Origin of the sequence: Moraxella cuniculi DSM 21768, assembly GCF_900156515.1 — a bacterium.
In the GTDB taxonomy this organism is placed as follows: domain Bacteria; phylum Pseudomonadota; class Gammaproteobacteria; order Pseudomonadales; family Moraxellaceae; genus Moraxella; species Moraxella cuniculi.
Map to the genome: position 1 here is coordinate 1 of NZ_FTNU01000025.1, position 21,852 is coordinate 21,852.

The 21,852-nt window shown below is 36.9% G+C and carries 26 protein-coding genes; 6 read left to right on the top strand and 20 right to left on the bottom strand.

Annotated features, from left to right (window positions below; translation table 11 throughout):
- The first annotated feature begins 280 nt into the window (after nucleotides 1–280).
- A complete protein-coding gene (locus BW928_RS10525; RefSeq protein ID WP_078310395.1) occupies nucleotides 281–673 on the top strand; it encodes an antibiotic biosynthesis monooxygenase family protein in 393 nt (130 codons plus the stop codon).
- Nucleotides 674–883: 210 nt separating this feature from the next.
- Entirely contained in the window at nucleotides 884–2,395 is a 1,512-nt protein-coding gene (locus BW928_RS10530) for a subtype B tannase (RefSeq protein WP_078310392.1), read from the top strand.
- A gap of 345 nt (nucleotides 2,396–2,740) precedes the next feature.
- Here BW928_RS10530 and BW928_RS10535 read toward each other — a convergent pair whose 3' ends face one another.
- From BW928_RS10535 to BW928_RS10575, 9 genes are all read right to left on the bottom strand, one after another.
- The gene (locus BW928_RS10535) at nucleotides 2,741–3,835 is read right to left on the bottom strand and encodes a zonular occludens toxin domain-containing protein (RefSeq protein WP_076556185.1); all 1,095 of its coding nucleotides are present in this window, start codon (nucleotides 3,833–3,835) and stop codon (nucleotides 2,741–2,743) included.
- Nucleotides 3,832–4,125, bottom strand: a complete 294-nt coding sequence (locus tag BW928_RS10540) for a DUF2523 family protein (protein WP_078310390.1) — start codon at nucleotides 4,123–4,125, stop codon at nucleotides 3,832–3,834. The genes BW928_RS10535 and BW928_RS10540 overlap by 4 nt, the downstream gene beginning before the upstream one ends.
- A 4-nt stretch (nucleotides 4,126–4,129) precedes the next feature.
- Nucleotides 4,130–5,026 (bottom strand): virulence factor TspB C-terminal domain-related protein, encoded by an 897-nt coding sequence (locus BW928_RS11500; RefSeq protein ID WP_076556187.1) that lies wholly within the window; start codon nucleotides 5,024–5,026, stop codon nucleotides 4,130–4,132.
- Nucleotides 5,027–5,243: 217 nt separating this feature from the next.
- Nucleotides 5,244–5,543 carry a hypothetical protein gene (locus BW928_RS10550; protein ID WP_076556188.1) on the bottom strand — a complete coding sequence of 100 codons (300 nt, stop codon included), beginning with the start codon at nucleotides 5,541–5,543 and terminating at the stop codon, nucleotides 5,244–5,246.
- Nucleotides 5,544–5,554: 11 nt separating this feature from the next.
- The gene (locus BW928_RS10555) at nucleotides 5,555–6,844 is read right to left on the bottom strand and encodes a type II secretion system protein GspD (RefSeq protein WP_076556189.1); all 1,290 of its coding nucleotides are present in this window, start codon (nucleotides 6,842–6,844) and stop codon (nucleotides 5,555–5,557) included.
- A 157-nt stretch (nucleotides 6,845–7,001) separates the two neighbouring features.
- Nucleotides 7,002–7,223, bottom strand: coding sequence for a hypothetical protein (locus BW928_RS10560; protein WP_076556190.1), 222 nt, complete (start codon nucleotides 7,221–7,223; stop codon nucleotides 7,002–7,004).
- An 11-nt stretch (nucleotides 7,224–7,234) separates the two neighbouring features.
- Complete coding sequence (locus tag BW928_RS10565) at nucleotides 7,235–7,462, bottom strand: hypothetical protein (RefSeq protein WP_076556191.1); 228 nt, start codon at nucleotides 7,460–7,462, stop codon at nucleotides 7,235–7,237.
- A gap of 6 nt (nucleotides 7,463–7,468) precedes the next feature.
- Nucleotides 7,469–7,768 (bottom strand): hypothetical protein, encoded by a 300-nt coding sequence (locus BW928_RS10570; protein ID WP_076556192.1) that lies wholly within the window; start codon nucleotides 7,766–7,768, stop codon nucleotides 7,469–7,471.
- 13 nt (nucleotides 7,769–7,781) lie between these two features.
- Nucleotides 7,782–8,993, bottom strand: a complete 1,212-nt coding sequence (locus BW928_RS10575; RefSeq protein WP_076556193.1) for a phage/plasmid replication protein, II/X family — start codon at nucleotides 8,991–8,993, stop codon at nucleotides 7,782–7,784.
- Between the two features lie 114 nt (nucleotides 8,994–9,107).
- On the opposite strand from BW928_RS10575, the gene BW928_RS10580 reads away from it, so the two are divergent.
- Nucleotides 9,108–9,302 carry a hypothetical protein gene (locus BW928_RS10580; RefSeq protein ID WP_076556194.1) on the top strand — a complete coding sequence of 65 codons (195 nt, stop codon included), beginning with the start codon at nucleotides 9,108–9,110 and terminating at the stop codon, nucleotides 9,300–9,302.
- Nucleotides 9,303–9,371: 69 nt separating this feature from the next.
- The gene (locus tag BW928_RS10585) at nucleotides 9,372–9,578 is read left to right on the top strand and encodes a hypothetical protein (protein WP_076556195.1); all 207 of its coding nucleotides are present in this window, start codon (nucleotides 9,372–9,374) and stop codon (nucleotides 9,576–9,578) included.
- A 399-nt stretch (nucleotides 9,579–9,977) separates the two neighbouring features.
- Here BW928_RS10585 and BW928_RS10590 read toward each other — a convergent pair whose 3' ends face one another.
- From BW928_RS10590 to BW928_RS10630, 9 genes are all read right to left on the bottom strand, one after another.
- The gene (locus tag BW928_RS10590) at nucleotides 9,978–11,072 is read right to left on the bottom strand and encodes a zonular occludens toxin domain-containing protein (RefSeq protein WP_076556185.1); all 1,095 of its coding nucleotides are present in this window, start codon (nucleotides 11,070–11,072) and stop codon (nucleotides 9,978–9,980) included.
- Nucleotides 11,069–11,362 carry a DUF2523 family protein gene (locus BW928_RS10595; protein WP_078310390.1) on the bottom strand — a complete coding sequence of 98 codons (294 nt, stop codon included), beginning with the start codon at nucleotides 11,360–11,362 and terminating at the stop codon, nucleotides 11,069–11,071. Before BW928_RS10595 ends, BW928_RS10590 begins: the two co-directional genes overlap by 4 nt.
- Before the next feature lie 4 nt (nucleotides 11,363–11,366).
- Nucleotides 11,367–12,263, bottom strand: coding sequence for a virulence factor TspB C-terminal domain-related protein (locus BW928_RS11505; protein WP_076556187.1), 897 nt, complete (start codon nucleotides 12,261–12,263; stop codon nucleotides 11,367–11,369).
- Nucleotides 12,264–12,480: 217 nt separating this feature from the next.
- Nucleotides 12,481–12,780: a hypothetical protein gene (locus BW928_RS10605; RefSeq protein WP_076556188.1), complete on the bottom strand. Its 300-nt coding sequence runs from the start codon at nucleotides 12,778–12,780 to the stop codon at nucleotides 12,481–12,483.
- Nucleotides 12,781–12,791: 11 nt separating this feature from the next.
- Nucleotides 12,792–14,081: a type II secretion system protein GspD gene (locus BW928_RS10610; protein ID WP_076556189.1), complete on the bottom strand. Its 1,290-nt coding sequence runs from the start codon at nucleotides 14,079–14,081 to the stop codon at nucleotides 12,792–12,794.
- 157 nt (nucleotides 14,082–14,238) lie between these two features.
- Complete coding sequence (locus BW928_RS10615) at nucleotides 14,239–14,460, bottom strand: hypothetical protein (RefSeq protein ID WP_076556190.1); 222 nt, start codon at nucleotides 14,458–14,460, stop codon at nucleotides 14,239–14,241.
- 11 nt (nucleotides 14,461–14,471) lie between these two features.
- The gene (locus BW928_RS10620; protein ID WP_076556191.1) at nucleotides 14,472–14,699 is read right to left on the bottom strand and encodes a hypothetical protein; all 228 of its coding nucleotides are present in this window, start codon (nucleotides 14,697–14,699) and stop codon (nucleotides 14,472–14,474) included.
- Nucleotides 14,700–14,705: 6 nt separating this feature from the next.
- Nucleotides 14,706–15,005 (bottom strand): hypothetical protein, encoded by a 300-nt coding sequence (locus BW928_RS10625; RefSeq protein WP_076556192.1) that lies wholly within the window; start codon nucleotides 15,003–15,005, stop codon nucleotides 14,706–14,708.
- 13 nt (nucleotides 15,006–15,018) lie between these two features.
- Nucleotides 15,019–16,230: a phage/plasmid replication protein, II/X family gene (locus BW928_RS10630; RefSeq protein WP_076556193.1), complete on the bottom strand. Its 1,212-nt coding sequence runs from the start codon at nucleotides 16,228–16,230 to the stop codon at nucleotides 15,019–15,021.
- A 114-nt stretch (nucleotides 16,231–16,344) separates the two neighbouring features.
- On the opposite strand from BW928_RS10630, the gene BW928_RS10635 reads away from it, so the two are divergent.
- Complete coding sequence (locus BW928_RS10635; RefSeq protein ID WP_076556194.1) at nucleotides 16,345–16,539, top strand: hypothetical protein; 195 nt, start codon at nucleotides 16,345–16,347, stop codon at nucleotides 16,537–16,539.
- Nucleotides 16,540–16,608: 69 nt separating this feature from the next.
- Nucleotides 16,609–16,815, top strand: coding sequence for a hypothetical protein (locus tag BW928_RS10640; RefSeq protein ID WP_076556195.1), 207 nt, complete (start codon nucleotides 16,609–16,611; stop codon nucleotides 16,813–16,815).
- Nucleotides 16,816–17,132: 317 nt separating this feature from the next.
- Here BW928_RS10640 and BW928_RS11715 read toward each other — a convergent pair whose 3' ends face one another.
- Nucleotides 17,133–17,309, bottom strand: a complete 177-nt coding sequence (locus tag BW928_RS11715) for a hypothetical protein (protein WP_158078472.1) — start codon at nucleotides 17,307–17,309, stop codon at nucleotides 17,133–17,135.
- A gap of 155 nt (nucleotides 17,310–17,464) precedes the next feature.
- On the bottom strand, nucleotides 17,465–21,628 hold the full coding sequence (hrpA, locus tag BW928_RS10645; RefSeq protein ID WP_076556198.1) for an ATP-dependent RNA helicase HrpA: 4,164 nt from the start codon (nucleotides 21,626–21,628) through the stop codon (nucleotides 17,465–17,467).
- Nucleotides 21,629–21,852: the final 224 nt, after the last annotated feature.

Sequence of the window (21,852 nt, forward strand, 5' to 3'; positions counted from 1 at the left end):
GTCCTGTCAGATACAGAAGCTTAGTCCTTGGTCAAACCACTTAGCTTTATCAACCTAACCTTTAATCTTGTGTCTAAGATTTGGGGGTCGGTTCAGCTTTTGACGGTTATTTTTATTTCGTGCAAGGTTTGGAATTGCTGGCAGGGGCGGTGAATTTGACCCTGATGGTGCTTTCCATCAAAGACGGTATGGGCATTAGAAAGAAATAATAACCTTGGATAAGATGTTCAAGAAATTAACCAATAGCAACATTGTTAGTTTTCAACCAAAGGAGTACAAAATGAAAAAAGTAATTAAAAACGCTGCCTTGACGCTTTTGGCAGGTGTCGCCCTGACTGCTTGTGCTACCAAGCCGACCACGGCAGTGCAACAAACAAGCAATCAAGTGGTGCTGATTAACACCTTTGAAGTGCCAAAAGGCAAAGAACAGGCGGCTTTGGCATCGTGGCAGAAATCACGGGATTTTCTAAAAACCCAAGACGGCTACATCAGCACACGCTTGCACCGCAACCCAAACCCCAATGGCAAATTTCATCTGATCAATGTTGCGGTATGGCGTTCGGCGGAGGACTTTAAAAAAGCCACAGCCAATATGCGTGCCACTTTGAAGGATAACGCCGTTGAAGGTGTCGTTTTCACCCCTGATTTGTACCAAGTGATTGAAAGCGATTAATGCTTGCAAGACAAAAGGTCGGTAACTTTTGCCGACTTTTTTTTACAGACTTACCTATCCAATTTTATCGCTCATCAGGTGGGTTGGCAAAATCGTCAGCATTCTGGACAAATCCTTGTACAAAAATTTGATATTGTTATAAAATAACAATTTGTCGCCAAGCTGTGCCGTATTAATAAGGCTGGCAATCATCAAGACTGGGAGAAATATATGAAAAAGCCAATATATCTTTGTGCAATGACGATGGCATTATCGCTGGCAGCATGTGTCAATGCCGGCAATCAAACCCCTTCTAATGCAGCTGATATGGACAAGCGACAACGGTCGGAATTGACAAGATTGCCAGCACCTGCCGATTTAGATTTTGCCAAACAATCAGGCAGCGTGCAGCAATTTGAGCTTGAGGGACAAACGGTTCGCTATCGTGCTTTTGAGAATATTGTTTATGTGCTAAACCCTGTTGATACGCGTTATCAATTTATGAATATTTACATCCCCGAGGCGTATTTTCAGGACGAAAGCATAGATGACTTTACCGCCGAAACTGCCCCAATTTTCCTGCCCAATCAAGTTGGCGGCTATATGCCTGCAACCGCAGGGCGACCAGAGTTGGATAAACGCAGCGGCTCACCCAATGCGATGATGGTTGCTCTGTCAAAAGGCTATGTGGTTGCCAGTGCAGGGGCTCGTGGCCGTACCGAATCAACAGGTCGAGCTCCTGCAGCCATTGTGGATTTGAAGGCTGCTGTGCGTTATTTAAAGGCCAATGACAAGCAGATGGCAGGCGATGCCAACAAAATCATCAGTAATGGCACATCGGCAGGCGGTGCTTTGTCGGCATTACTTGGCACCAGTGGTAACGCTCCTGAATTTGAACCCTATTTACAACAGCTTGGTGCTGCCACCGCTGATGATACGATTTTTGCTGTATCGGCATATTGTCCGATTGCCAATTTGGAACACGCTGACATGGCTTATGAATGGCAATTTAACGGAGTGAATGATTATCAAAAAATCTCCATTGAGAATGTTGATTATCGCATTGAACGAAAATTAATCAATGGCGTACAAACCAGCGAACAAATCAAGCTATCAGATGAATTAAAACAAGCATTTATCCCTTATATCAACAGCCTAAATCTATATAATAAACAAGGCGTTAAGCTAACTTTGGACGCAGATGGCAATGGCAGTTTTAAACGCCATATCGAAGGCTTGCTCATGCAGTCAGCACAAGAGGCGATAAATCGTGGCGAGGATTTGTCCGACCAGACATGGCTAACAATAACAAACGGTAGGGTGGTTGCTGCTGATTTTGCTGCATATGCCAAATTTGTCGGACGGCAAAAAACCACGCCTGCATTTGATGGCATTGACCTTTCAACAGCGGAAAATAACCTGTTCGGCGATCAGCAAGTTGCAAAAAAGCATTTTACCGATTTTTCGATGGCAAATAGCACAGTTTTGGGTGCCAGCAAGGCAGATTCACGCACGGTTTATATGATGAATCCGATGAATTTTCAGTCCAAAACCAAATATTATCGCATCCGACACGGAGAAAATGACCGTGATACATCTTTGGCAATCTCTACACTGATGGCATTAAAACTTGATAAGGAAAATAAAGTGGTGGATTTTGCCTTGCCATGGGGACGAGGACACAGTGGCGATTATGATTTGCAAGAGCTATTTGACTGGGCAAAAAGCATCTCGGCACCGTAAGAGCTGTAATGCTTTTGTCAAGCGGTCTGATGATTTGATTGGCAAGCAAGCTGGTGGCAATGTTGGATTTGCCGCCAGTTTATATAGGTAATATCAACTCAAACCTGCAAGCCTTTACCAAAAAATACCAAGCATTCATTTGACTAATAAAAACTTATCATCTTAGGCATGGTGTGTTTTTGTCATATCATTTAACATAATATATATTATGCGAAGTATAAGCAATCGGATTGGCAGGTTTGGTGGGTCAATAACCACCTGTCTTTTTTAGTTACCCACAAGCCAAACACGCCACTAACTTTAGCCTAATAATGGGCAAGTTGTGGCGTGTGGCTTGATGGATAACTAAGGTGAACCAACGGTTTGCAAATAATCAACGCAATTTTTAGCATCAAGATCAATATTTTGCTGTTGTTTATTTTTAGCAATGCATTCACTTGTATCATTATTATAAAACATCATGGCAGGCTTATTATCAAACGGTATAGCTACAGATGAAGTTACAGACGGAGCTGGCAAATAAGGATCAAAAAGCAAAGTTGATGACGGCGGTACATAAGATGGTATGTGAACAGGCAATGGCTCATTTTTTGTATTAGCATTTGTCATATCGTCATTGCTTCTTTTTTCAACAAATAAATCATCAGAAACTGACAAATCTTCATTTTTTTCTGTGTTCTTTAGCTCATCTTGATCATTTACTAAATTTAAATCATCTTGTGATTGATTGCTTAAAACAGCATTAACCGCTTTATCTGTATTTGCAATATCCGAAACACTGGCATTGACATAAAAGTCTAAGCCTTTTGAGACAAAATAACTAATAATAATGAAGATTAAAACAACAGTAATTAAAGAATTTATTACCTTTTTAGAGTATCTTGCTTTATTATCCGTAACTTGACTTGTGGATTTATAATAATCAAACATAGCTGGATTTAATCGCCAAACTTGCATATCATCAGCATCTTTAAACGCTGATTTTGTAAGCGATTTTTGCACATAAGACCACCAATAAACTGTTACGCTTTTTCTTTTTCGTGGGCGATATAAATGTACATGTTCGCCAACATTTTCTAAAACATAATCATTAAGCAATTTAACAGATTGGGTAATAAACCAAATGTCTATCCCATAATGCCTATGCGTTGATAAATCTTTACCGATTTTATTATGAACGCTTCTATTTTCTTTCATAAAAGCATCAATATATTGGCATTCATCAATAATAACTAATTTTGGCGGTTCTTTAGGGTCTTTGTTTGGGTTTAATGCTCGCCAATCACAATCAGGGGGTAATGGTCTAACGCCACATATTCTAAGCCCTTCTATATTCGTATAAAATTCCTTATAAAACCCCCTTTCAACTTCTCTTATCAGCCACTCAACAACCAAACAAGTTTTACCGCTTCCAGGCGTTGCTGTTATTAACCTAATCATCTTTTTACAACCTTTAAAGTTGAAGCAAAAGTTTTAATATAAACATTGGCAATATAAGCACCAATTATTATACTTATTGCTTTATCAACACCAGCCAACCCTAACAATCCGCTAAATGCTCCAAGTTTACCAAATTCTTCAATGGCTTTAACTTTATAATAATCAACAAAACTGGTAGTACCAACAACAGTAATGACACCAAAACCAACACCAGCCATCACTTGGGCAAACCAGTTACGGTTATTTACCTTCAAAGCAGTCATTATCAAATTAAAGAGACTTTTAAACATACCATTAACTCCGTATCGCTGAAACAACAATGCCCAAAGCAGTTAAATAAGCTAAAGCTAAAATTGCAGGTCTGACTGTTTTAGCAAAATCACAAAGTGGTGTTAAACTGTACTCAAGCGGTACAGCAACCAAACCAACATTTAAATCAAATCTTATTGGAGCTGGACAAGCACCACCATAAGCTAAATATTCAACATCAAAATCAACAGGATTTTTTGTTAATTGTTTTTCTTCAACATTGTAATCAAAATTCTCAAGCTCTTCAGGAGCTTTTTTATCCTCATTAGCTCTAAAGCATAAAAATGAAGCCCAACTACAAAACGATGGCAAGGAAAAACCTTCAGGCTCTTGCTGATTTGATCGATCAGGATTTGGGCTTGGATTCGGTGCAGGATTTGGGCTTGGGCTTGTTCCAGGGTTTGGATTAGTTCCAGGATTTGGGCTTGGGCTTGTTCCAGGATTTGGATTAGTTCCAGGATTCGGACTTGGTAAAGGCTCAGGCGCAACTACACTAGGACTAGAAACAACAGGGGCAGTACCTGGAACAAATTCGGGTGAAGTTGGATTATCAGGCACTTTTGCAACTTCTTCAAATTTAGCATCATATAAGCCATTAGATACATCATATTCAGCTACACGGCGGAATAAATCCCTATTAGGTTTATTTGCGCTCATACCTTGACGAAACACAGAAGCAATATCAGCAGTAGTGGGGTTATCAGGTAAAAAATATTCTATTACAAAAAATTCATCAGCATATTGTAAATCGCCCGAACTTCTGACAGTATGACAATAAGCCCTATGGCTAGAATATTTAATATTAGAATTACTTACCCAATATGTAAAGGTTGAATAAGTTATGTGACCACGATATGTCATTTCACTTTTAGAACCTGTCATTTTTGCAGCCCTATCACGACAACCAAAATCTGCCGCCTGGTCTGCCGTATCAAAATAATTACCACGGTATGAAAAATAACTTGCTTTTAACTTTCCCTTTTTGTCAAACTTAAAATTACCATCTTTATCAATATAAACACTATCAGGCTCACTACCAAAAGTTGAAATTAGATCAGGAACCCAGGAAAACCAACCGCCAGAAAATTTTTTTGCAGCTTTAAATAAAAAACCCCCCTACCCTTTGTAAAAATGACTTATCAGAAACTGTAGAAACGGCAACATGGGCATATTTATCCCCTTTTTGTGCTACAACTTCAATATTACCAGTTTTAGTATTATATGCAGTTTGTTTTACTTCCCAACCACCTGATGATTTTAATTGACCTGCTTGGGCTCTTTCTCTTTGTGTTACTATGCTTGTTTGGTCTGTGATAATATCCGTATTTTTTAAAGCACCAGCATAAGAATTAAAGGGCAAGCAAAAAAGAATGACTAAATAAATTTTTTTTGTTTTCATAAAAATCCTTTTTAATTAACAGTGGATAATAAAACCGTTCTTATATTATTAAATTCATCTAAGGATAATTTATAAATAAAATCAGTTTTATGGCTTTGTTCTTTGACAGTGTCAATAATGATTGGTTGTAAAAATATAACCAAATTTGATTTTTTAACGGTGTTAGAATCAGCTTTAAAAGCTCTTCCTAAAACAGGGATTTTTGAAACTTTAGGAATTGCTTGTATATCTTTTGTTGATTCATCACGCATCAAGCCACCCAATACAATAACTTCACCATTACTAGCCAATATTGATGTATCAATCACACTTTTATTTGTAATAATGCCGTTATTTGTTGCATTAACAACATTGCTGACTTCCTGATAAACTTGAAGCTTTATGCCATTATCAACAATCATCGGTGTAACTTTTAAAGAAATTCCGACATCAATTCTTGATATTGTTTGAAATGGCTCACCATTTCTATCAAGTTGATTGCCTGTAATTACAGGGACATTTTGACCAACCAAAATACTTGCTTGCTCATTATCTAAAGCAAGCACGCTTGGCATTGATAATAAATTTGCCGTTGTTGTCTGCTCTAAAGCTTGTAAAACAGCACCATAAAACTTCTCATCAGTTTGTTTTTTAAAACCAAGTAGACCACCTATCGCTGATAAAGTTTTATTGCCTGAAAGCAGATTTGTTAAAGAAATCGCAGGATTAAAATTTACAACACCATAACCATTTTGTGAACCCAATGCCCATTGAACACCAAGCTTACTGATATCATGATCAGATAACTCAATAATAACTGCTTGTATTAATACTTGTTTTTTATTTACATCAAGATTATTAATAAGATAACCCAAACTTAAAGACTGATCGATATTATCCGAACGGATTAAAACAGCGTTTGATGATAAATCTGCAACAGCAACAATATTATCCATAGACAATGAATTGATAATTTGTGCAACATTATCAGCTTTTGCATGTTTTAACTTATAATAACCAACATTGCCGATATCTTTTGAGACTCTGTATAAATCACCATCTTTGATCACACTGATGTTATGCAATCTTAAAGCAGAAATATAATAATCAAACAAAGCATCAACGCTAACAGCTTGACGAATATTTAAAGAAATAAGCGTATCAGACACCCTATCATCAACAACAAAATTTTTATTTACAATCTTTGAAATCTCTTTTGTAAAGCTTTTTAAATCAACCTTTTCAACTTCAACAACCCAGCTATTAGCAACAGAACAAGCAGGAAAAAGGATAAGCATTAGAGATAAAAACAAAGCTTTCATTATTTAATCCTTAAATAAAATATAAAAAGCCATTGTTAAAACAATTAAGCAATATAAAACAAGCATATAAAAATAACCTTGCTAACAATTCTTACCAATTAAAAAAGTAAAAAAGGAAGGTAAGAACCCCCACCCTCCTTTTTTAGCATTAAAATAATTAACGCTGTGCAACGCGTGATAGCAATGACCAAACCCACGCAAGTGCAGATGGTGCCATTTTAGCTGCACCCAATGCCCCAACAGCAGCTAAGCCTAAACCCAATTGCGTTGTTGCACTTGACATATCCAAAGCTCCAGCATTTGCATAAGCTGTTGAAGCCAAAGCAACAGATCCAACAACTGCAACTGTATTAACCACTTTTTGATACATAGCTTTCATAATTTACTCCTTTATTTAGAAGCTTGTTTTGATAAAAAGCTCCAAATCCAAGCTGTAGCAAAGATTGAAGCAGTGAAAACCAGCAAAATTGAAATATCTGAATAAGTCAAATTTGCCAATTCAGAAAATAAACTTTGTTGTGGTAAGTTTTGAAGTAAACTTTGATCCAATTCAACCCAAGCAGTGCAAACAGGTTTTGGACTATTTTGATCAAATTGGGCACAAACAAAATATTTCATTTTCTGTTAGTTTTTAGCTTGTTGAGACTTAAAAATAACCTTGCTGGCAACAAATTCAGCAGTTTTACCGTTTGATTTAAATTCTCCATGTAATTCACACGGATAAACTTTATTAGGCTCAATAAAGCTAAATTCTTTATCAAGTTCTAAACTTGAAACTTCATATTTAAAAACTTGAGAAGTCGAACCATAGCCCGTTTTATTCTCAAGAAGTACAATTAACTTGATATAATCATATTTAGCACCTTCATCGGTTGTAAAATTGACTGATGAAGCACCGATTAAATTGACATTCATGGTAATCATAATAAATCCTTAACTAAGCAACTAAAGGTAATTGATATTGTGAAACAGGCTCTACATAATCAGCAGGCAGCTGATTATCAAAATCAATTTCACAAAATCGCACAAACGGAATCACTTTGGGCTTTTGCATGTGTAGATTTTGCAGATAAGCTTTTGACAAACCACAGCTTATAAGCAAAGAAATATTGTCATAAAATGTACTTTTTGAAATGCTATTTCTAACATTTTCATAACCATCCGATTTAATCGTTTTATAAAACTGATATGCTTTAAATGCTTTTGTATAGCTAATATTACCCTTTTTAGTAACTGTAAATAGTTTTGATTTTAGCAATTCTAAAATCTTGTCATCGTTAAAAAAAATCATATTCTCACCTTCAAGAGCATCAAAAATAGGTTTAAAAGCAATATGCCAAAGATTTTGCAATAACTTTGGTTGCTTATGTTGTAATGAAATCAGCTCAAATAAATTGGTTGGATAGTTGTTTTTAGATAAATAAGTTTTGCAAATCCGAGCTTCAAAACGAAGTTTTGCATTAGCAAAATCTTTGGCTTTACTAATAGCGTTTAACTTATTTAATGCTTGTTGGTCTGTACCAGCTTGTTTTTTAAGCTGTTTAATTTGATTTTCAACTTCTTCAAATTTACCATATACTTTACGACCGATATAACGGCTGTTTTGAGTACCCCAACGAACATAATTTTGATAACGCACATTTTGGCTTTTGGCATGACCACTTGAGATATTAGATAGATATTCAAGCACTTTTGGAACTAAATTTTGATGGGGCAATGTTGCCATGTAAGTTGTATCAATGTGAAGTACTTGGGTGTTGGCAAAATCCAAATAAGCACACAGCTTGGGAAATGCGTCAATAACAAGCCCAAGCATTTCAATTGCACCCAATTCAATGGATTCAAAGCCATACACATTATGACCTTGTAATAATTTTAAGGGGCTGGCTTTTAATTCAAGATATGGTAAGCAGTTAATGCCTTTGTCATAAAACTTAACCGCCATATCACTAAAATCCGTTCCCAGTGTGTCGTATGGAGCATATAAATCCTGTGCTTTAACAGCACCATCATCATCGTGCTTAACTATGCGAGCAGCACAATTTAGACCCAATGATAAAATATCACCTTCAAAATAAAAGCACCCTTCCCCACGCTCTACAGCGTAAGTTTTAAAAACAGGTACTGATAAACGAAGATGGTCGAGCATAATTATGTATAAAAAATATAATATTTTATATAATTCTATAACCTTATAATAATATAGTCAATATTTTTCTATAGAAAATTATAGAATGTTATAAAATCTATGAGGTGTCGTAAAATGGCTAAAACTATTGCTCTAAACGAATGGGAACAACAAGCCTTATACAGAAAAATGGTAGAGCTTAACAATAAACTTGCTGAAAAAGAGATGAGGGGGATAGCAAAAGAAAGCACTTTAATTCATCGAATAATAGAATTAAGCCTACCAAAATTAGATGTGTCTGAAAGTGGAACTATTATTTTAAAAGATTAAAAATTTTAAAAAGCAACGCAAGAACAAATTACAAGTTTTAATGTAAATGTAAACAAATTTTGGTGAAGTATGAGCAAAGAACAAAAAGAGCAAATTGCAACATCAGAAGCTTATATACAAAAAGGCATACAAGATGCACAGAGCATCTATTTATTTGGTTTTGTGCTTTTGTTATTTTTGGGAGTTTTTAAGTTACTTATAATCAGATTTGTTAAAAACAAAAAGAAAGCGAAAAAGTCCAAAAATAAACAGTCAAATTTGAGAGTAATTAAATAAAAAGTCCGAAATTTCGGACTTAGGCACACCATTAGATAGCGTGTGCCGCGTGCATGCGTCGCTGTCGTTAGCACCGCCCAGCCGCCCGCAAGCACGCAGCACAGATATTTTGTAAACTCTTTGTAACTACAAAATAAAGACAAAAAGCATACTGCTTATACTTCGCATAATAGCAAGTTATATTAAATCAGCCCATGCAATAAAATTGTCGCATGGGCTGATTTTGCTTTGCAACTAAAGCAACATAACTTGCAACCATATTATGCGAAGTATAAGCAATCGGATTGGCAGGTTTGGTGGGTCAATAACCACCTGTCTTTTTTAGTTACCCACAAGCCAAACACGCCACTAACTTTAGCCTAATAATGGGCAAGTTGTGGCGTGTGGCTTGATGGATAACTAAGGTGAACCAACGGTTTGCAAATAATCAACGCAATTTTTAGCATCAAGATCAATATTTTGCTGTTGTTTATTTTTAGCAATGCATTCACTTGTATCATTATTATAAAACATCATGGCAGGCTTATTATCAAACGGTATAGCTACAGATGAAGTTACAGACGGAGCTGGCAAATAAGGATCAAAAAGCAAAGTTGATGACGGCGGTACATAAGATGGTATGTGAACAGGCAATGGCTCATTTTTTGTATTAGCATTTGTCATATCGTCATTGCTTCTTTTTTCAACAAATAAATCATCAGAAACTGACAAATCTTCATTTTTTTCTGTGTTCTTTAGCTCATCTTGATCATTTACTAAATTTAAATCATCTTGTGATTGATTGCTTAAAACAGCATTAACCGCTTTATCTGTATTTGCAATATCCGAAACACTGGCATTGACATAAAAGTCTAAGCCTTTTGAGACAAAATAACTAATAATAATGAAGATTAAAACAACAGTAATTAAAGAATTTATTACCTTTTTAGAGTATCTTGCTTTATTATCCGTAACTTGACTTGTGGATTTATAATAATCAAACATAGCTGGATTTAATCGCCAAACTTGCATATCATCAGCATCTTTAAACGCTGATTTTGTAAGCGATTTTTGCACATAAGACCACCAATAAACTGTTACGCTTTTTCTTTTTCGTGGGCGATATAAATGTACATGTTCGCCAACATTTTCTAAAACATAATCATTAAGCAATTTAACAGATTGGGTAATAAACCAAATGTCTATCCCATAATGCCTATGCGTTGATAAATCTTTACCGATTTTATTATGAACGCTTCTATTTTCTTTCATAAAAGCATCAATATATTGGCATTCATCAATAATAACTAATTTTGGCGGTTCTTTAGGGTCTTTGTTTGGGTTTAATGCTCGCCAATCACAATCAGGGGGTAATGGTCTAACGCCACATATTCTAAGCCCTTCTATATTCGTATAAAATTCCTTATAAAACCCCCTTTCAACTTCTCTTATCAGCCACTCAACAACCAAACAAGTTTTACCGCTTCCAGGCGTTGCTGTTATTAACCTAATCATCTTTTTACAACCTTTAAAGTTGAAGCAAAAGTTTTAATATAAACATTGGCAATATAAGCACCAATTATTATACTTATTGCTTTATCAACACCAGCCAACCCTAACAATCCGCTAAATGCTCCAAGTTTACCAAATTCTTCAATGGCTTTAACTTTATAATAATCAACAAAACTGGTAGTACCAACAACAGTAATGACACCAAAACCAACACCAGCCATCACTTGGGCAAACCAGTTACGGTTATTTACCTTCAAAGCAGTCATTATCAAATTAAAGAGACTTTTAAACATACCATTAACTCCGTATCGCTGAAACAACAATGCCCAAAGCAGTTAAATAAGCTAAAGCTAAAATTGCAGGTCTGACTGTTTTAGCAAAATCACAAAGTGGTGTTAAACTGTACTCAAGCGGTACAGCAACCAAACCAACATTTAAATCAAATCTTATTGGAGCTGGACAAGCACCACCATAAGCTAAATATTCAACATCAAAATCAACAGGATTTTTTGTTAATTGTTTTTCTTCAACATTGTAATCAAAATTCTCAAGCTCTTCAGGAGCTTTTTTATCCTCATTAGCTCTAAAGCATAAAAATGAAGCCCAACTACAAAACGATGGCAAGGAAAAACCTTCAGGCTCTTGCTGATTTGATCGATCAGGATTTGGGCTTGGATTCGGTGCAGGATTTGGGCTTGGGCTTGTTCCAGGGTTTGGATTAGTTCCAGGATTTGGGCTTGGGCTTGTTCCAGGATTTGGATTAGTTCCAGGATTCGGACTTGGTAAAGGCTCAGGCGCAACTACACTAGGACTAGAAACAACAGGGGCAGTACCTGGAACAAATTCGGGTGAAGTTGGATTATCAGGCACTTTTGCAACTTCTTCAAATTTAGCATCATATAAGCCATTAGATACATCATATTCAGCTACACGGCGGAATAAATCCCTATTAGGTTTATTTGCGCTCATACCTTGACGAAACACAGAAGCAATATCAGCAGTAGTGGGGTTATCAGGTAAAAAATATTCTATTACAAAAAATTCATCAGCATATTGTAAATCGCCCGAACTTCTGACAGTATGACAATAAGCCCTATGGCTAGAATATTTAATATTAGAATTACTTACCCAATATGTAAAGGTTGAATAAGTTATGTGACCACGATATGTCATTTCACTTTTAGAACCTGTCATTTTTGCAGCCCTATCACGACAACCAAAATCTGCCGCCTGGTCTGCCGTATCAAAATAATTACCACGGTATGAAAAATAACTTGCTTTTAACTTTCCCTTTTTGTCAAACTTAAAATTACCATCTTTATCAATATAAACACTATCAGGCTCACTACCAAAAGTTGAAATTAGATCAGGAACCCAGGAAAACCAACCGCCAGAAAATTTTTTTGCAGCTTTAAATAAAAAACCCCCCTACCCTTTGTAAAAATGACTTATCAGAAACTGTAGAAACGGCAACATGGGCATATTTATCCCCTTTTTGTGCTACAACTTCAATATTACCAGTTTTAGTATTATATGCAGTTTGTTTTACTTCCCAACCACCTGATGATTTTAATTGACCTGCTTGGGCTCTTTCTCTTTGTGTTACTATGCTTGTTTGGTCTGTGATAATATCCGTATTTTTTAAAGCACCAGCATAAGAATTAAAGGGCAAGCAAAAAAGAATGACTAAATAAATTTTTTTTGTTTTCATAAAAATCCTTTTTAATTAACAGTGGATAATAAAACCGTTCTTATATTATTAAATTCATCTAAGGATAATTTATAAATAAAATCAGTTTTATGGCTTTGTTCTTTGACAGTGTCAATAATGATTGGTTGTAAAAATATAACCAAATTTGATTTTTTAACGGTGTTAGAATCAGCTTTAAAAGCTCTTCCTAAAACAGGGATTTTTGAAACTTTAGGAATTGCTTGTATATCTTTTGTTGATTCATCACGCATCAAGCCACCCAATACAATAACTTCACCATTACTAGCCAATATTGATGTATCAATCACACTTTTATTTGTAATAATGCCGTTATTTGTTGCATTAACAACATTGCTGACTTCCTGATAAACTTGAAGCTTTATGCCATTATCAACAATCATCGGTGTAACTTTTAAAGAAATTCCGACATCAATTCTTGATATTGTTTGAAATGGCTCACCATTTCTATCAAGTTGATTGCCTGTAATTACAGGGACATTTTGACCAACCAAAATACTTGCTTGCTCATTATCTAAAGCAAGCACGCTTGGCATTGATAATAAATTTGCCGTTGTTGTCTGCTCTAAAGCTTGTAAAACAGCACCATAAAACTTCTCATCAGTTTGTTTTTTAAAACCAAGTAGACCACCTATCGCTGATAAAGTTTTATTGCCTGAAAGCAGATTTGTTAAAGAAATCGCAGGATTAAAATTTACAACACCATAACCATTTTGTGAACCCAATGCCCATTGAACACCAAGCTTACTGATATCATGATCAGATAACTCAATAATAACTGCTTGTATTAATACTTGTTTTTTATTTACATCAAGATTATTAATAAGATAACCCAAACTTAAAGACTGATCGATATTATCCGAACGGATTAAAACAGCGTTTGATGATAAATCTGCAACAGCAACAATATTATCCATAGACAATGAATTGATAATTTGTGCAACATTATCAGCTTTTGCATGTTTTAACTTATAATAACCAACATTGCCGATATCTTTTGAGACTCTGTATAAATCACCATCTTTGATCACACTGATGTTATGCAATCTTAAAGCAGAAATATAATAATCAAACAAAGCATCAACGCTAACAGCTTGACGAATATTTAAAGAAATAAGCGTATCAGACACCCTATCATCAACAACAAAATTTTTATTTACAATCTTTGAAATCTCTTTTGTAAAGCTTTTTAAATCAACCTTTTCAACTTCAACAACCCAGCTATTAGCAACAGAACAAGCAGGAAAAAGGATAAGCATTAGAGATAAAAACAAAGCTTTCATTATTTAATCCTTAAATAAAATATAAAAAGCCATTGTTAAAACAATTAAGCAATATAAAACAAGCATATAAAAATAACCTTGCTAACAATTCTTACCAATTAAAAAAGTAAAAAAGGAAGGTAAGAACCCCCACCCTCCTTTTTTAGCATTAAAATAATTAACGCTGTGCAACGCGTGATAGCAATGACCAAACCCACGCAAGTGCAGATGGTGCCATTTTAGCTGCACCCAATGCCCCAACAGCAGCTAAGCCTAAACCCAATTGCGTTGTTGCACTTGACATATCCAAAGCTCCAGCATTTGCATAAGCTGTTGAAGCCAAAGCAACAGATCCAACAACTGCAACTGTATTAACCACTTTTTGATACATAGCTTTCATAATTTACTCCTTTATTTAGAAGCTTGTTTTGATAAAAAGCTCCAAATCCAAGCTGTAGCAAAGATTGAAGCAGTGAAAACCAGCAAAATTGAAATATCTGAATAAGTCAAATTTGCCAATTCAGAAAATAAACTTTGTTGTGGTAAGTTTTGAAGTAAACTTTGATCCAATTCAACCCAAGCAGTGCAAACAGGTTTTGGACTATTTTGATCAAATTGGGCACAAACAAAATATTTCATTTTCTGTTAGTTTTTAGCTTGTTGAGACTTAAAAATAACCTTGCTGGCAACAAATTCAGCAGTTTTACCGTTTGATTTAAATTCTCCATGTAATTCACACGGATAAACTTTATTAGGCTCAATAAAGCTAAATTCTTTATCAAGTTCTAAACTTGAAACTTCATATTTAAAAACTTGAGAAGTCGAACCATAGCCCGTTTTATTCTCAAGAAGTACAATTAACTTGATATAATCATATTTAGCACCTTCATCGGTTGTAAAATTGACTGATGAAGCACCGATTAAATTGACATTCATGGTAATCATAATAAATCCTTAACTAAGCAACTAAAGGTAATTGATATTGTGAAACAGGCTCTACATAATCAGCAGGCAGCTGATTATCAAAATCAATTTCACAAAATCGCACAAACGGAATCACTTTGGGCTTTTGCATGTGTAGATTTTGCAGATAAGCTTTTGACAAACCACAGCTTATAAGCAAAGAAATATTGTCATAAAATGTACTTTTTGAAATGCTATTTCTAACATTTTCATAACCATCCGATTTAATCGTTTTATAAAACTGATATGCTTTAAATGCTTTTGTATAGCTAATATTACCCTTTTTAGTAACTGTAAATAGTTTTGATTTTAGCAATTCTAAAATCTTGTCATCGTTAAAAAAAATCATATTCTCACCTTCAAGAGCATCAAAAATAGGTTTAAAAGCAATATGCCAAAGATTTTGCAATAACTTTGGTTGCTTATGTTGTAATGAAATCAGCTCAAATAAATTGGTTGGATAGTTGTTTTTAGATAAATAAGTTTTGCAAATCCGAGCTTCAAAACGAAGTTTTGCATTAGCAAAATCTTTGGCTTTACTAATAGCGTTTAACTTATTTAATGCTTGTTGGTCTGTACCAGCTTGTTTTTTAAGCTGTTTAATTTGATTTTCAACTTCTTCAAATTTACCATATACTTTACGACCGATATAACGGCTGTTTTGAGTACCCCAACGAACATAATTTTGATAACGCACATTTTGGCTTTTGGCATGACCACTTGAGATATTAGATAGATATTCAAGCACTTTTGGAACTAAATTTTGATGGGGCAATGTTGCCATGTAAGTTGTATCAATGTGAAGTACTTGGGTGTTGGCAAAATCCAAATAAGCACACAGCTTGGGAAATGCGTCAATAACAAGCCCAAGCATTTCAATTGCACCCAATTCAATGGATTCAAAGCCATACACATTATGACCTTGTAATAATTTTAAGGGGCTGGCTTTTAATTCAAGATATGGTAAGCAGTTAATGCCTTTGTCATAAAACTTAACCGCCATATCACTAAAATCCGTTCCCAGTGTGTCGTATGGAGCATATAAATCCTGTGCTTTAACAGCACCATCATCATCGTGCTTAACTATGCGAGCAGCACAATTTAGACCCAATGATAAAATATCACCTTCAAAATAAAAGCACCCTTCCCCACGCTCTACAGCGTAAGTTTTAAAAACAGGTACTGATAAACGAAGATGGTCGAGCATAATTATGTATAAAAAATATAATATTTTATATAATTCTATAACCTTATAATAATATAGTCAATATTTTTCTATAGAAAATTATAGAATGTTATAAAATCTATGAGGTGTCGTAAAATGGCTAAAACTATTGCTCTAAACGAATGGGAACAACAAGCCTTATACAGAAAAATGGTAGAGCTTAACAATAAACTTGCTGAAAAAGAGATGAGGGGGATAGCAAAAGAAAGCACTTTAATTCATCGAATAATAGAATTAAGCCTACCAAAATTAGATGTGTCTGAAAGTGGAACTATTATTTTAAAAGATTAAAAATTTTAAAAAGCAACGCAAGAACAAATTACAAGTTTTAATGTAAATGTAAACAAATTTTGGTGAAGTATGAGCAAAGAACAAAAAGAGCAAATTGCAACATCAGAAGCTTATATACAAAAAGGCATACAAGATGCACAGAGCATCTATTTATTTGGTTTTGTGCTTTTGTTATTTTTGGGAGTTTTTAAGTTACTTATAATCAGATTTGTTAAAAACAAAAAGAAAGCGAAAAAGTCCAAAAATAAACAGTCAAATTTGAGAGTAATTAAATAAAAAGTCCGAAATTTCGGACTTAGGCACACCATTAGATAGCGTGTGCCGCGTGCATGCGTCGCTGTCGTTAGCACCGCCCAGCCGCCCGCAAGCACGCAGCACAGATATTTTGTAAACTCTTTGTAACTACAAAATAAAGACAAAAAGCATACTGCTTATACTTCGCATAATAGCAAGTTATATTAAATCAGCCCATGCAATAAAATTGTCGCATGGGCTGATTTTGCTTTGCAACTAAAGCAACATAACTTGCAACCATATTATGCGAAGTATAAGCAATCGGCTAAGACAGCAGATTATAAACGCTTTGGAGATTTTTAAGCGATTAAATTAAAGTCGGCTTTGACGGCACATTTATTTTTTATCATCACCGCAACCATCGCCGATTTGTCATCAAGGCAGTCATGAGTAAAATTCACAGGCTGATTGGCTTGATATTGATGATGGCAAGCCAAACTGTTATGAACCGTCTGCCAAATGATAAACCCAGCCATGCCAATACCTTGTGTTGCCTATTTTTGTAATTTCATTATAATTACAATGAAATTTTTGTCATTGCAATAATAATTGGCAACACGCACCTTGTTAAAAATAAATTGGCGATACAATAAATCACATTATTAATAAAAATTTAATAAATATCGCCAAATCATGCCTTATTAAGCGTTGCCCATATTTTTTCTAGCCGCTTTTCAGAAACTGCCGAAAGTGTTTTCATCGGCTGGGCAAAAAGATTAATGCGATACTCCTCAACCAGCCAGCGATATTCAGCATATTGTGGATTGTTGGCATATTGAGCCAGACGCTCCATATGCACATCAAGCAAATACACGCCGTCCAGATCCGCCTCCAGATTGTGCAGCAGACGATCCATGCGTATATTTAACGCCTGCAGGTATCGTGGATAATGTTGCCAATAGCGATATTCTGTGCGATAAACAAAGTCAGCCAAATACAAATCATCAAGCTGGTCTTCAATATCTTCAATATTTTCAGCAAAAATTTCGCCATCAAGCATCAGCAATTTGCCACGCACCAGCTGCCATGTGCTATAAATGTCTTTGAGGATTTTTAATACCTCTTGCCCAGTTGCCAAAAAATGCTGCAAAACGACAGCTTGGGTGAGCAAAAATTCTTGCTCGCTTAAGGGCAAATGAGCCAACTGCCATGCGTTTTTGTCATTAATCAGTCCAAAAACAGCCTGCCGTGCTTGCTCGGTTGCCAAATCCACCGACTGTTTTTCAAAGTTATGAGCGTGCTGATACAGACAAGCCTGCAAGGTGGCATCAACGACAATATTTTTTAGTTTTTCTAAATCTCCAAGCGGTGCAAAGGCAAGTTTAAAGGCCTTATCAATTTGCCCTGTCAGCTGTTTTTGCTTGGCACCCAATTTTGATTTAATCAAAGTTATCACGCCTTTTTGCTGCGTATTTAATGCAGCACCAATCTCGGTAAAAGTGGCAATAAAGGTCGCATTGCCCAGTTTGTCTGGCTGCAATGCAGAAAACTGCTGCATGACAATGCCTGATGCGTGGGTATTTTTGACAAAATCAAAATGTGCGGGGAATTGTTGGTGCAGCCCAGCCTTAATCGTGATACTTTTGCTGGTGGTTGCCCGATGGCGAGCTTGCAGGCGGAGCAAATCGCGACTTTGTTCAATGACGCGGTTTTTGTCATCAACCACACAAATAAGCGGTCGCAGGTAATCATCTACTTTATCAGGGCAAAAATCCTGAGGTTCAGTACGCACACCAAGCGTCATCAAGGCATTACTCAACTGGGTGAGCAGCCCTGCTTGGCTACTGCTGTCTAATTTGTCAAAAATCTTTTGGCAAGTGTCAGGAATTGGTACAATCTGACGGCGGATTTCTTTGGGCAGTGTCTTTAATAACTGCAACACCAGCTCATATCGCCACCCTGCAATCCCCCAAAGTAGTGCCACAGAATCCAGCTGCGCCAATGCCTTGACTGGTACACGCACCGTAACACCGTCATTGTCAGCACTTGGGTCAAAGACATAAGACAGTGGCAATCTGACACCGCCTAGATGCCAACTTTCTGGAAATTGATTATTTTCATTAATTGTTTCATTTAACAAATCTTCATCGCTAAAGTGCAAAAAATTCGGCGATTGATTCTCTGCTTCATGATAAAATTCCTCAAAACTCTTGCGGCTGGCAATGTGTTTGGGAATTTTACTGTCATAAAACTGATACAAAGCCTCTTCATCAACCAACAAATCACGGCGGCGTAGCTTATCCTCTATTCTTTGTATCTGTTTGATTTTATTGATATTGTCTGATAAAAATTTGATATAAATGCCGTATTGATTGGCAACCAATGCATCTTGGATAAAAATCTCGCGAGCTTGGGTTGGGTCAATTTGTTCATAATTAACCAACTCTTTGGCAACAACAATTAGTCCAAATAAGCTGATTTGGGCATACGCACGCACCCGCCCTGCTTTTTTTGACCAATGCGGTTCAAAATAATGATATTTTAATAAGTTGGGGGCGGCTTTGATAATCCATTCTGGCTCAATTTTTGCCACCGTGCGTAAATACACCTGTGAGGTCTCCACCACCTCAAATGCCATGAGCCATTCGGTACCTTTTTTGTGCAAAATACTGGCAGGGAATATGCGTGCTTTTTGGCTGCGTGCCATCAGATATTCGCCAGCGGTATCGGTTTTGTGTGCCACAAAAGACAGCAAACCTGTCAATAAAGCACGGTGAATATTGGCATAATTGGGGTGTGCCTGCCCTTGATGGGCGGTATTTTTCGTGCTACTGATTGCTTTTAATGACAATCGCACGCCCTTTTTGTTGATGTCTTTGTTTGGTGCATCGGCGTTTGCTGTGGGTTTTTCAATCAAAAATCCCAACTGTGCCATCATCTGACTTAGCTGCTGATAGGTCTTGTGCCATTCACGAATGCGGGCATGGCTTAGGTAGTGTTTTTTGGCAAAATTGCGGCGTGCGTTGCTGCTAAGTGGCTGATTGTCATTGGTTGGGTGCTTGTCAAATAATGCTGCAAATAATTGTAAATAAAACAAAAAATCTGAATCATCACAACGGAATAAGGCGTGTTTTTGGTCGGCTTGGGTTTGTTTGCTGGCAGGTCTTTCACGCACATCTTGCACAGCAAGTGCCGAAACAATCACCAGCATATCCGCCAAGCAATCAAACATATCGCCAGCAATCAGCATACGAGCTAGGCGTGGATCGATGGGCATTTTTGCCATTTGCTGACCGATTTTGGTCAGTTTGTCGTGCTGTTTCAACCCCTTTTTGGCACGAGTTTTGGTGTAGGAAGATTCCTCAAACGCACCCAGCTCTATCAATAACTTGCGACCGTCATTAATCAATCGCAAATCAGGCGGTGTAATAAAACCAAAAGAGCTTGGGTCGCCAAGTTTTAGCCGCTGCATCTGTAGAATAACCGAGGCCAAATTGGTTCGCAAAATTTCAGGCTCGGTAAATTTGGGGCGGCTGTCAAAATCCTCCTTAGAATACAAGCGAATGCACACACCTGCTGCAATTCGTCCACAACGCCCTTTTCGCTGATCGGCAGCGGCTTGACTGATTGCTTCAATGGGCAGTCGCTGCACGCGTGAGCGGTAGTTGTAGCGTGAAATGCGTGCAAAGCCTAAATCAATCACATAGCGAATATTTGGCACGGTTAAGGCGGTTTCGGCAACATTGGTGGCGATGATGATGCGGCGACCCTTGCCAGCTGGCGAGAAAATCCGCTGTTGTTCGCTGACACTTTGGCGAGCAAATAGTGGCAAAATCTCGGTGTGTGCAGGTGCATAATCACTTAAGATATCTTGCAGTTCGCGAATTTGGGCTTCTGTTGCAGCAAAAATCAAAATATCAGCCTGATCTGGGTGTCCTTTGGCTTTGGCATCATCAAAGCATTCTGCCACAGCAGAAGTTAAAACATAGGGCAATCTGTCCTCTGCCTCATCAAACACATCATCATCGTGGCTGGTAATGATGGCATCAACCAGTGGCCGATAACGCACCTCAACAGGATAGCTACGCCCTTCAACAATAAACACAGGTGCAGGCTTGCCATTATGTGAAAAATAAGAGGCGAACCGCTCAGTATCAAGCGTGGCGGAGGTGATGATGACTTTTAAATCTGGTCGTTTGGGCAGTAGCTGCTTTAGATAGCCCATGATAAAATCAATATTTAGGCTGCGTTCGTGAGCCTCGTCTATGATGATGGTGTCATAATTGGTCAAAAAACGATCTTCGCTTAGCTCTGCCAACAAAATACCATCAGTCATCAGCTTAACAAGTGAGTGCTTTCCCCCTTCTTCTGTGAAGCGAATCTTAAAACTCACCGTCTGCCCAAGCTCTTCACCAAGCTCTTCGGCAATGCGTGCTGCCACCGATCGTGCTGCCAAGCGTCTAGGCTGTGTATGCCCAATTTGCCCTGTAATACCACGCCCTGCCAGCATGGCAAGTTTTGGCAGTTGAGTGGTTTTGCCAGAGCCTGTCTCGCCTGCGATGATAACAACCTGATGAGAGATAATGGCATCAATCAGCTCTTTGGCTTGACCACTGACGGGCAAATCTGCATTTAGCTTATCCCACAAATTCCAAGGCAGGCTGTCAATACGCTTGGCAACAGCAAGCGTTGAGCGTGTTTTTATTTCATTGTATCGTTGCTCATTTTTTAGTTTTTCTTCACCAGATGAGCTGCGGATTTGTTTTTGTAATTGTGTCAAAAAATACCGATCTTTTGCCAAAACAGGCAGATTTTCTTTGTGTTTATTGTCATTTTGCTGGGTGTGTGTTGTCATGTGTATGGTCATTTGTTGTGTATTTCGTGCTTTTGTTGGATTTTTGATTGCAAGTATCGCCTTTGGCTGTCCATTGTAAATAAAATCCACACAAGGTGCAATTTTTTGATAAAAATAACCGTCAAAAGCTGAACCGACCCCCAAATCTTAGACACAAGATTAAAGGTTAGGTTGATAAAGCTAAGTGGTTTGACCAAGGACTAAGCTTCTGTATCTGACAGGAC